Here is an 11,953-nt window from a genome sequence, read left to right as displayed (position 1 = left end):
TGCAGCCATGGCTGTCTCTTGCCCCATGCGGTCATGCTGTTAAGGAAGATAAAACGGATTCTCATAGCCGAATACCGTGACGATATTTGTCAAGCCGGATAATCATCCACCAGAAGGAATAAGAGCGATGAAAGCCACATTGGAACGCAGCACCTTGCTGAAAGGCCTTGGCCATGTGCAATCGGTCGTGGAACGTCGCAATACCATCCCCATTCTCTCCAATGTCCTGATCGAGGCAAATAGTGATGGCAGTGTGCGCCTGATGGCGACGGATCTGGATTTGCAGGTGGTGGAAACGGTGCAGGCGAGCGAAGTCTCAACGCCGGGTGCGATCACGGTCTCGGCGCATACGCTGTTCGAGATTGTCCGCAAGCTGCCCGAAGGTGGTCAGGTGTCGCTCGATGCAGCCGAAGGAAAGATGGCGATCAAATCCTCGCGCAGCCGCTTTAACCTGCCGACCCTGCCGCGCGATGATTTCCCGATCATTGCCGAAGGCGAATTGCCGACCAGTTTTGAACTGCCTGCGGCGGAATTGATCGCGCTGATAGACAAGACCAGCTTTGCGATTTCAACCGAGGAAACCCGCTACTATCTCAACGGCATTTTCCTGCATGTCGCCGATGAGGATGAGCCGGTTCTGAAAGCCGCCGCGACCGATGGCCACCGCTTGGCGCGCTATACATTGTCGCGTCCGGAAGGTGCGGCCAAGATGCCTGATGTCATTATCCCGCGCAAATGTGTTGGCGAGCTGAAAAAGCTGCTTGATGAAAATGGCGACAGCAATGTGCTGATCGATTTGTCCGCCAGCAAGATCAGATTTACCCTCAAATCGACCATTTTGACCTCCAAGCTGATCGACGGCACATTCCCCGATTACAATCGGGTGATCCCGACCGGGAACGACAAGCTGCTCAAGCTTGATCCGAGTAGCCTGCGTGAAAGCGTCGACCGTGTCGCCACCATCGCCCAGGAAAAGACCCGTGCCGTCAAAATGGCGCTGGATAATGACAAGGTCACCCTGTCGGTTACCTCGCCCGATAATGGCACGGCGGCGGAAGAACTCTCCGCATCCTATGGCAGCGAGACGGTGGAGATCGGCTTTAACGCCAAATATCTCACCGATATTCTTACGCAAATTGAAGGCGATAGCGTTGACCTGCACCTCGCCGATGCCAGCGCGCCGACGCTGATCAAAGAGCATGACAAGTCTCCGGCGCTCTATGTGCTGATGCCGATGCGGGTTTAACCAATTCCCCTCTCGCTTGCGGGAGGGGCTAGGGGTGGGGCGATGCTTCAACATCGCTCGCGCCAGCGAATTCGTCTACCTGTTCCAGCCCCATCCCCGACCCCTCCCGCAAACGCGAGGGGAGAATTCAGGTCACATCTTACTTTACCAATTGCAATCGCCATTTCCCCTCGCTAGACGCGCGCCATAAACATGGCGTTACTCCATATCATCCTCGCCCGTTTGGCAGTCTTCGCAATGCTGGTTTCGGCATTGGCACCGGCTGGTTTTATGCCGAGCTGGGGTGAAAATGGCTTTGTCATCAGTATCTGTTCGCCCGGCGCTGCCGCAACAGCGACCATCACCGCAGACGATCCGATCTATGCCAAAATCGCCGAGCTAGAACGGCGGATGAAAAGCGATGCGCCCGATAACGACAACACCCATGAAGAGGCCATGCCCGATTGCGCCTTTGCTGGGGCTGGAGCGCTGGCACTGATCGGTGATGACTGGCCCAATCTCACAACGATTTTCCCCAAGGTGCTGCACAGTGCAGGCCGCAAAAACCTCAGCGCGTTTCTCTCTGAAACGCTGTTGCCGCCCTCTACCGGGCCACCTCTCTTTTCTCACCTCTCCTAAAAGCCGCTGATCCTTCTCCGGGTCAGCTCAATGATGAGGTCCGCATATCTGCCCAAGGGCAGGTGCTGCGGATAGCTGAGAAAAGATTCTTGCATAATGACCATCTACGATTTCGGGCGGCCGCTGGTCGCCATCACCCTGCTGGCCTGTCCGGCAACTGTCCTCCATGCCCAAGGCGTGGGGCAGACCCAGAATGAGATTATCGTCACCGCCAGCCTGGCTGGTTCACCAACCGCGACAACGGCGGAAGAAGCACGCGAGGAACTTAAGCGTGTTCCCGGCGCTATAGGGCTGGTTGAGGATGAGGTTTTTGCCGACACCTTTGCCCAGAGCATTGGCGATACGCTTGAGCTGACTCCCGGCGTTTTTGCCGATACCAGCGCCCAGCGTGAAAGCCGTATCTCCATCCGCGGATCGGGCCTCAATTCCAGCTTTGAACGGCGCGGTTTGACGGTCTTACGTGATGGCGTGCCGATCAGCCGCGCTGCGGGCAATACCGAGTTTCAAGAAGTTGACCCGCTCACCATCCGCTATCTTGAGGTGTTCAAGGGCGCCAATGGCCTACGCTATGGCGCGGCATCGCTGGGCGGTGCAGTGAATATCGTCAGCCCCACCGGACGCACCGCGCGATCACCAATTGCGCTGCGTGCCGAAGGTGGCAGCTTTGAGACCTTTCGCGGCAATGCCTCGCTCTCCGGAGCGGGCGACAGCATGGACTATTGGGTCGGCGTCACTGGCCTCACCAGCGATGGCTATCGCGAACATAGCGATGTGCGCAGCCTTTATGGCCATGGCAATCTCGGCTGGCAGATATCCGATAATATCGAGACGCGCTTTTATGTGACCGCGCTCAGCGATAATTTTGAACTGGCGGGATCACTGCGGCTGGAGGATGCACTCGCCAACCCGACCGCCGCTGGACGCCCCGTCACTATCGGTCCTTTCTTCCCCGATGGTCCGGTGACGGTGCTCGATCCCGGCCCGGTCGCCGATGACTGGGACCGCAATCTCGATGTGTATCGTATCTCGAACCTTACCGCGATTGATTTGGGCGGTGCCCAGCTTGAACTCGGCGCATGGTATTCGCGCCGTTCGCTTGACCATGCGATCACCCGCTTTGCCGGTATTATTGTACAGGGCGAAGATGAGATTGGCGGCTCGCTGCGTATGAGTGGTGATCTGGGTTTCCTCGCAGCACAAAGCCGCTGGCAGTTCGGCGCGCTCTATTCCTTTGGCAGCAATGATGCCGAGGTCTTTGAAAATGTGTCCGGAGAACGCGGTACGCTGCGATCCCGTTCGGATCAGGACTCGCAGATGCTGATCACCTATGGCCAGCTTGATCTCGGCCTGACCGATAACTTCAACATCATCGCCGGTGGCCAATATGCGCGTGCTATTCGCGATGTCGAGGCGATTGTGAACACCGTTTCCGGTCGCGAAGAATATGAGCAGTTCAATCCGCGCCTTGGCTTGCTGTTCGATGCCAGTGAGGATGTGCAGTTTTTCGGCAATATCAGCCGCAGCTTTGAACCGCCCAGCCTGTCTGATCTGACCGCGGGCGGCGCCAACCCCTTTGATCCGCTGGAAGAGCAACGCGGCACCGTGTTTGAGCTCGGCACGCGTGGCCAGAGCGGCGTCTTCTCCTGGGATATTGCGGTCTATCGCGCCGAGTTGGAGAATGAATTTCTCGACCTGGCTGTGCCGGGAACCCAGGGATTTCAGACGGTAACAGTCAATGGCGACAAGACGATCCACCAAGGTATCGAATTCGGGCTGGACGTGTTCCCGGCCAAGGAATGGCTGGCCAATCGCGGCCAATCACTGCGGTTGAGCGCGGCCTATACCTTCAACGATTTAGTGTTCGATGATGATGCGGTCTATGGCGATAATCAGCTGGCCGGTGTGCCGCGCCATATCCTGATTGCCGAGGCGCGTTTCGATCAGGTTGATGATTATTATTTCTCGGCGACTTTGCGCTTCATTCCGCAAGGGCCATGGGCGGACTTTGCCAACACCGAGCGCGCTCCGGGCTATGAGACATTGCAGCTCACCGCCGGGGTGACATTGACCGACGAGCTGGAGCTGTTCGGCTCGATCGAGAATGTTTTTGACGAGGTGTTTATCTCCAACCTCTCCACGGTCGCAGACCAGTCGCTGACAAATTCCGCCATCTATACGCCGGGGCAGGGCCGCGCCTTTTTTGGCGGCATCCGGGCACGGTTTTAACAGGGGAAACTGGTCATGTCGCTGAAGAACAAAACCGCCCGCTGGTCACATAGCAAGCATAGCTGGCTCGCCTTGATTGGCGGGATAAGCCTGATTTTCTGGGGCCTTTCGGGTCTGAGCCATATCACTATGGTGCTGTTCGGGCCGCAACAGGTGCAATTCCGCCCGCCGGTTGCCAAGGTGGAGCTGAGCGAAGCCCAGCCTATTGCCGAAACTTTGGCCGCCAACGGCATTGCCGAGACCGTGGCAGTGAAAACCGTTCCGGCGGTTGATGGCAAGGCGCTGTGGCAGGTGACGCAGGACCCGATGGCGCACCGGCGCTATTTCCAGCCGGCTGATGGCGCAGAAATAGAACAAGGCGACAGGCAACAGGCCGAGTTTCTGGCGCGGCATTTTCTCGGCACTGATGCGCCAATTGCTTCAGCGACATTTCAGACCGAATTTGATACGTCCTATCCTTGGGTCAACCGGTTGCTGCCGGTCTGGCGGCTCGAATTTTCTGGGGATGACGGCCTAACCGCCTATGTCCACACGGAGACCTCCAGCCTGGCAGCGGTCAACAATGGCACCAAGGAAGTGCTGCAATCGGTGTTCCGGCTATTCCACACCTGGGCCTGGGTGCCTGAGGGCATGGAATGGCTGCGCGTAACAGTAATAACGCTGATGGTCGGCAGCCTGTTGGCGCTGGCCATTACCGGGGTGATGATGCTGATCGCCATCCGCCGTAAAAAGCGCCTACCGGGCAGTCGCGGCTGGCATCGTGTGGCGGGCTATGTGCTGGCCTTGCCGCTAATGATGTTCTCGGCCAGCGGTATCTACCATCTGGTCCAGTCAGCGCTGGTGCCGCCGCAAAGCCATCTCACTATGGGCGATCCGATTAATCTCACCAGCGGCGCTTGGCCGGTGGAACGCGACTGGTCAGCGCTCAGCGATGGCCGCGATATTGCCTCGGTCTCGCTGGTTAAAGGCGGCGAGGGTGAAGCACTGTATCGCATCGGTTTGGCCCAACCCAAAGGTGCGATGGGCGGCGGCATGCATGACCATAGCGCAGACGGCGGCAAAGAGACGCATGATCATGGTGCTGAGTCACCCGCTGCGATGCCCGAACCCGAAACTGATGCCGAAATCCGCGAAGCACGCTTTGTCGGTCTCAAAGCCGATGGCCCGGCCATCTATCTTGATGCCCAAAGCGGCGATGTTGTGGACGATGGCGACAAGGAAATCGCTCTTGCCATCGCCCATCGCTTTTCCGGTGCCTCCGATGATGCAGTGGAAAATGCCGAACTGGTGACCCGCTTCGGCCATGAATATGATTTCCGCAACAAACGCCTGCCGGTCTGGCGCGTGGATTATGGCGAGCCGGTCAATGCGACGCTGTTCGTCGATACAGGCTCAGGTGTCCTTGTCGACCGCGTTGCCGATTGGGAGAAGCCCGAGCGCTTCGTCTTCAGCATGATCCACAAATGGAACTTCCTGTTCCCGATTGGCAGGCTGGGTCTGAATGTTGTCGTTGGACTATTCGCGATTGCATTGCTGATCTTTACCGCATTTCTCGGCCTGCGGATGGATATCAGGCGGAGGCTATATCGGGCCAGATGACAGCTCAGGATGCCGAGGCGCTATTAGGAGAGCATCTCTATGCATCCGGTATCCGCTAAAGCGGCATCCACTTTGGCGCGATCATCTCCCTGCAATGCGGCATAACGGGTGCGTAGATCGACAAGGCATTTGGCCTGATATTTGAACGTACCCTGACTGTATTCCATGCCATCGACGGTGATGCTGAAGGTTGTGTCACCCTTCTGCAGCGCGGCGGCATTGGCGAGCAGGAAGGGAGCATAGACACGGCCCACCTGCTGCAGCAGTGCATGAACTACCGGGCGCAAATCGGCATCGGCATCATCCCATTCGCCCTCGACCCCGGACATATCATCAATATGCAGCAGCCAGCGCATGCTATAGGGATAATCGGCGCGCATCATGGTCTGTGCAGTAGGGTCAACGCCGAGTTGCGAGAGCTGTCCGTACATTCCAAACTCTGCCAGCGAGGGCCTTGTGCCAAACAGGCAATGCTGATCGGTGACATGCGCTTCCAGCGCGTCTAGCACGGCATTGGTTGTCGCCCTGATCAGCGGGAAATTCTCTTCGGTGCAGCCGACAATCGCCATGCGGCCAACCTGACGGTTGCGGAACTGCTCGGCATAGGCCTCACTGTTTTCGCGCCCGCCACCTTTCATCGAGTCAAAGGCGAGCCAGCGACTCATCTGGATTTGATCCACCTCTTTCAGCCAGCGATAGCCGAACATCGCCTTGGTCAGCCATTCATCGGCAAAATCCTCAATCAGATGTGCCAGAAAGGCGCGCGCCGGATCGGGCGGGATGATGGAACGGCCTTCTTCGCGGCTCTCAAGGTCATAGATCACCGGCGTGGTGTCATTATGATAGCTGCCATCCGGATATTGGATCACCGGAATGACCGGGGCTTTGACCTTGGTACCGGCGAGTTGCATCGCCTCTGCCCCGTGCCGCCAGATATGCACGATCCGGCGATAGCGCAGCACGGCACGGAGTTTCATCGAATAGGGCGAGGCGAGCGCGCCGTAGAGTGTGTACATAGAGGCTATTCCGCCGCGATCCGCTGCGCCACCGATTGCGGGCCGCGGATCAGGCCGCCGGGACGCGCTTCCGTAACCGCGCCCTTGCGGAAGGTCACCTGGCCCGATTTGATGGTGCAGTCATAGCCTTGGGCCTTTTGCAACAGGCGTTTGCCGCCAGCGGGAAGGTCAAAGGCAAGCCAGGGTTTCTCCAGCTTGATTGCATCAAGGTCGATGACATTGATATCGGCGAGATAGCCGGGCTTCAGCACGCCGCGATCTTCCAGCCCATAGAGCCGCGCGGTATCCGCTGTCTGGCGCTTGATCGCATGCTCCAGTTCGACCTTATCACCCTCACGGTTCTTCACCCAATGCTCCAGGAAGAAGGTCGTCGATGCCGCATCGCAGATGGTGCCGCAATGCGCGCCGCCATCGGAAAGCGAGTTAACCGTATCGTCGCGGTGGAACAGCGGATGCAGGAAGTTCAAATTGCCATCGGCATAGTTGAGGATCGGGTAGTAGATCATGCCCGCGCCTTCATTCTGCATCAGCAGATCATAGGCATATTCTGGCCCGCTGACCCCGGCAGCTTCGGCGCGTGCGGCGATGGTTTCTTCTGCTGTGGGCTCATAGTTGAAGCCGTCATCCATCTGATATTGCACCATCCAGCCATTGCTGACGATCATCATGAGCGGCAATAGCTCACCGGCATCATCGGGGTAGGCGGGTTCTTCGCTGATCAGCTTTGCCCGGAATTCCGAGTCTTTGAGGCGGGCATATTGCTCTTCCCAGTCCAGCTCCTCAATCTCCTTCCAGCTCGGCTTGAACAGGAAAGGATGAACGGTGCCGCGCCAGCACATGATGATGCCATTGCCGCGCAGGGCAATCTGGGCGACAATATTGGCGCCCTTGGCATTCTCTTCACCGGTGCGTTGAATCTGCTCTTCCAGCGGCATTTCCTTGGCGATGGATTGCAGCGCGGCAAAGGTGACGGGCAGGCCGGTTTCGCGGCTGAGATCGCCCATCCAGCCAAATTCATCCCATTCATAGCGCAAGTCCGAGGCCATCTCGAACACGCCATGGCCAACCCGGCCCATGGCGCGGCCAATGCCGATCAGCTCTTCCTTGGTCGCGGTGGTACCGGGGACCAGCTCGCCATCGACCGAGCGGTGCAATACCGTGCGCGAGGTCGAGAAGCCGAGCGCACCGGCACGCAGGCCATCCTCGACAATCTTCGACATCTGCTGAACGTCCTCATCGGTGGGAATCGCCCCCGGTTTCTCCCGGTCACCCAGCACATAGGCGCGCACCGCGCCATGCGGCACATGGGTAGCGACATCGACGGTGCGCGGCATCGCTTCCAGCGCATCCATATATTCGGGGAAGGTTTCCCAATTCCAGGTCATGCCCTCGGCCAGCGCGGTGCCGGGAATATCCTCAACGCCTTCCATCAGGCCGATCAGCCATTCATGCCGGTCGGGCAGGGCAGGGGCAAAGCCGACGCCGCAATTGCCCATCACTACGGTGGTCACGCCATGCCAGCTGGAGGGGGCCATTTCGCTGTCCCATGTCGCCTGACCATCATAATGGGTGTGAATATCAACAAAGCCGGGGGTGACGATCCGGCCGGTCGCGTCAATTTCCTCGCGCGCCTCGCCGGAAATATCACCAATGGCGGTGATGGTGTCGCCGTCCACCGCAATATCGGCGGTATAAGCGGCCTCGCCGGTACCATCGACAATGGTGCCGCCACGAATAATCAGATCATGCATTGACTCTCTCCTGCGTTTTCTTTTGGGAGTAACAGAATTAAGCGATCGATTAAAGGGTGGTGCGGCTATGGGCGAGAGTTTTACAACCAGTTGGCAACCGGCGGCGGACAGCGGCATCACCATCCGCTTTATCGAGGCCAATGGTCTGCGCTTTGAGCTGGCCGAGACGGGGTCGGCGGATAGTGAGCATCTCATGCTCTGCCTGCATGGTTTTCCAGAGCTCAATTTTAGCTGGCGGCATCAAATGCCGATGCTGGCGGAGATGGGTTATCGCGTTTGGGCACCGAATATGCGCGGCTATGGCATGTCGTCCAAGCCCGAAGGCGTTGAGCCCTATCGGCTGGACACGCTGGTGCAGGATGTGGCGGCGCTGATCGATGCCAGCGGCGCGAAGAAAGTGACGTTGATGGCGCATGACTGGGGCGCGATTGTTGCCTGGCATTTTGCGATCAAAAAGATACGGCCTTTGGAGCGGCTGATCATCATGAATGTGCCGCATCCTTTGGCATCACGACGAGAGCTGAGGCACTGGCACCAGATCAAAAAGAGCTGGTATATCTTTTTCTTCCAAATCCCCGGCCTGCCCGAATGGGGTCTGAGCCGCAATGGTGCGGCCAAGGTTCGTGACGTGTTCTACAATATGGCGATCGACAAGACGCATTTCAGCGATGATGTGTTGGATGTCTATGCTCGCGCTGCGGCAAAGCCCGGAGCCGCGACACCGATGATCAACTATTATCGCGCGCTGATGCGCTACCCCGATTTTCGCGAGATCGGCGATGGCCGGGTGGAGATACCAACGCTGATGGTCTGGGGTGAAGAGGATGCCGCGATTGATATTCGTTGCACCAATGACACCGATCAATGGGTGCCCAATCTGACGCTGCATCGCCTACCCAATGTCTCCCACTGGGTGCAGCAGGAAGCGCCGGACAAGGTCAATGCGATTGTGCGCGATTGGCTGGGGTGATTATCATGGCGCATGACGCAAACATCCATATGTCTTTTGCGTAGGGCCAGGACCTACCTGAATCCGCTGAATCTCTATTCCAATTGCATTCTGGTTATCTTGTCGGCCCCGCGCAGGCGGGGCCTAGGCTTTTTTTGACTCACGCAAAGACGCGAAGGCGCAAAGAGAGTTCTTGTAACGCACGATCTCTTCGTGTCTTTGCGCGAAAATATAGCCCTGGCCCCGCCTGCGCGGGGCCGACGAAAATCAATATAGAGACGTAAATGATCCTGACCCTAAACCTAATAAAGTGACTGTGTCCTTCAGCTCCCATTACTGATAAGATTGTTTGGCTATGAGATTTGCCTTCTTGGAAGACCCACTTCAAATGGCCATGGACTATCCCAGTACAAATCCAACACCATCCACGCATTTCAGCGGTTTTTGAGCGCAACTTTTGTAACCTTCGTCAAGACAAATTGACACTTTCCAACGGCTAGTCCCGTTTCTCCTCTTTCAGCATCTTCGGAGTAGACCATGCCCTTTCCCCGTTCTGCATTGTCCATTGTCTGCGTGCTTGCTTTGCCTGCGCTATCGTCTCCTGTCGCGGCGCAGGCACAGGGGCATTGGACTTTGTCGATTGAGGGAGACCTGTCCGCCTTCCTCGACTGCCTTGAGGGCGAAGAACGCACGCTTATCTCGGCGCATCGTGGCGGGCCGTCTCCGGGTCTGCCGGAAAATGCGATTGAAACTATGGATGCAGTGCTCGCCGCCACACCTGCAATTATGGAAGTCGATGTCGCGGCCAGCAGCGACGGGGTTTTGTTCCTGATGCATGATGACACGCTGGACCGCACCACCACCGGCAACGGCGAGGCTGCAGCGCAGGATTGGGCCAGCATAGCCGCGCTCAAGCTGAAGGATGCCGATGGCTGGGTGACGCCCTATGCCGTGCCAAAGCTGCAGGACGCATTGCGCTGGGCCAAAGGGCGCACCGTGATGCAGATCGATTTCAAGCGGTCCGCACCCTATGAAGATGTGATCGCCATGATCCGCGCCGAGGAGATGGCGCAAAATGTGATCCTGATTGCCTATTCAGTAGCGGCTGCAAAGAAGCTGCATGATCTGGCGCCGGAGATGCTGATTTCGCTCTCGATAGAGCGTCCCGGCGCACTCGCAGAAGCCGAAGCTGCAGGCATAGCGCGTGAGGCTATTGTCGCCTTTACTGGTATAAGGCTGCCGCGCCCCAATCTCTATGCCGAGTTGGACAAGGCGGATGTGGAGGTCATTTTTGGCACGCTGGGCGGGTCACGCTCGATAGACAAACAACTCGACCGCTTCGGCATTGATGCCCGCTATGCCGAATTGGGCGAACGCGGCGTTGATATCATCGCCACCGACCGCCCCCGCGCCGCGGCCCGGGCGCTTGCTGACGCAGGGCGTTTGCCCGAAGCGGGACAATGTGGAGTGAGTCGGGAGTCGTTAGATTAAGACTGCTGTGTTGGCACACAAAAAGTAAACGGCAATAAACCGTTCGTGTCGAGCCCTTCGACTGCCTGCCAAGGCAGGCGCTCAGGATAAACTTCATTGCCAAGCAATGAAGTCGAGACACCGTTCTCCACTTACTAGGGCCTCTCGACTTCGCTCGAGGCGAACGGAAGGTCAGAACAAAGCGCGCCTAAGCCGCTTCCTCCGTCGGCATCTTCTCATGCCGTGGCGGGCCGTCGAGATGCTGGCGGATCGCTTCCAGGCATTCGTCGAGATGGCTCAGCAGGAAGAGATGGCCGCCATCCTCGATCAGGTGCATTTTGCTGTTGGGGATCAGCGTTTCGAGAATAGTACCGTTGATCGGGCGAACGATATTGTCCTCGCCACCCATCATGATCAGCGTTTCCTTGTTCATCATCGGCAGGAAGGGCGCGCTGGTCCATCCGGCAAAGGCGAGCAACTGGTAGAGATAGCCGAGCCGGCTGGGCGGCGTCAGGCGGCTGGAATGCCCCTTCTTGCCATCGGTATTACCACCATAAAGCGTGGCAAAATTCTCGTTCATATAGTCCGGGTCGATATAGCGGCGCGGATTGGCCATCTTGGTCAATGCTGACATCTTGCCCGGGACCATGAACATGCCTGCGGTGGTCGCCGCCAGGATCAGTTTGCGCACCCGGGCCGAGTTCTGCAACGTGAAGTGCTGCGCCATCGCGCCGCCCCAACTGACGCCCATGACATCGGCTTCGCCAACGTCATAGTCATTGAGAATATTGTTGACGATGCGCGACATCCACACCGCATTATAGGGCACCAGCGTATCGGGCGAGCCACCGACGCCGGGCATATCCAGCGTGATAAACGGCCGCTCGGTCAGCATTTCGGCAAAGGGGGCAACGGCTTCCATATTGGCGCCAATGCCGTTGAAGAAAAGCAGCGGCGGCAAATCCAGCCCCGCATCAAAGCGCCAGCGTGCTACCCGTAACTCCTTGCCGTCCACTGTTTCCATGGTGACATCGGCACCGTGCATCGGGTCTTTGATCTTTGCCATAAATGTTCCGTT

The 11,953-nt window shown here is 57.8% G+C and carries 9 protein-coding genes; 6 read left to right on the top strand and 3 right to left on the bottom strand.

What is annotated here, in order from left to right:
* The first annotated feature begins 127 nt into the window (after positions 1–127).
* From dnaN to RB602_RS11090, 4 genes are all read left to right on the top strand, one after another.
* Positions 128–1,246 (top strand): DNA polymerase III subunit beta, encoded by a 1,119-nt coding sequence (dnaN, locus tag RB602_RS11105; RefSeq protein ID WP_317084512.1) that lies wholly within the window; start codon positions 128–130, stop codon positions 1,244–1,246.
* 192 nt (positions 1,247–1,438) lie between these two features.
* Positions 1,439–1,864, top strand: a complete 426-nt coding sequence (locus tag RB602_RS11100; protein ID WP_317080638.1) for a hypothetical protein — start codon at positions 1,439–1,441, stop codon at positions 1,862–1,864.
* Between the two features lie 96 nt (positions 1,865–1,960).
* Entirely contained in the window at positions 1,961–4,090 is a 2,130-nt protein-coding gene (locus RB602_RS11095; RefSeq protein ID WP_317080637.1) for a TonB-dependent receptor family protein, read from the top strand.
* Between the two features lie 15 nt (positions 4,091–4,105).
* A complete protein-coding gene (locus RB602_RS11090) occupies positions 4,106–5,689 on the top strand; it encodes a PepSY domain-containing protein (RefSeq protein ID WP_317080636.1) in 1,584 nt (527 codons plus the stop codon).
* Between the two features lie 23 nt (positions 5,690–5,712).
* Here RB602_RS11090 and RB602_RS11085 read toward each other — a convergent pair whose 3' ends face one another.
* On the bottom strand, positions 5,713–6,705 hold the full coding sequence (locus tag RB602_RS11085; RefSeq protein ID WP_317080635.1) for a glutathione S-transferase N-terminal domain-containing protein: 993 nt from the start codon (positions 6,703–6,705) through the stop codon (positions 5,713–5,715).
* 5 nt (positions 6,706–6,710) lie between these two features.
* Entirely contained in the window at positions 6,711–8,456 is a 1,746-nt protein-coding gene (locus tag RB602_RS11080) for an N-acyl-D-amino-acid deacylase family protein (protein WP_317080634.1), read from the bottom strand.
* A gap of 67 nt (positions 8,457–8,523) precedes the next feature.
* Here RB602_RS11080 and RB602_RS11075 point away from each other — a divergent pair, with 67 nt between their 5' ends.
* Positions 8,524–9,426 (top strand): alpha/beta fold hydrolase, encoded by a 903-nt coding sequence (locus tag RB602_RS11075; protein WP_317080633.1) that lies wholly within the window; start codon positions 8,524–8,526, stop codon positions 9,424–9,426.
* A 516-nt stretch (positions 9,427–9,942) separates the two neighbouring features.
* Complete coding sequence (locus RB602_RS11070) at positions 9,943–10,896, top strand: glycerophosphodiester phosphodiesterase family protein (protein ID WP_317080632.1); 954 nt, start codon at positions 9,943–9,945, stop codon at positions 10,894–10,896.
* A 187-nt stretch (positions 10,897–11,083) separates the two neighbouring features.
* Here the strand turns inward: RB602_RS11070 and RB602_RS11065 are convergent, their stop codons facing one another.
* Complete coding sequence (locus RB602_RS11065; protein ID WP_317080631.1) at positions 11,084–11,941, bottom strand: alpha/beta fold hydrolase; 858 nt, start codon at positions 11,939–11,941, stop codon at positions 11,084–11,086.
* Positions 11,942–11,953: the final 12 nt, after the last annotated feature.

This window comes from Parasphingorhabdus sp. SCSIO 66989, from assembly GCF_032852305.1.
Taxonomy (GTDB): domain Bacteria; phylum Pseudomonadota; class Alphaproteobacteria; order Sphingomonadales; family Sphingomonadaceae; genus Alterisphingorhabdus; species Alterisphingorhabdus coralli.
Note: the sequence above shows the minus strand (reverse complement) of the source record. Positions and strands in the feature narration are given on the sequence as shown.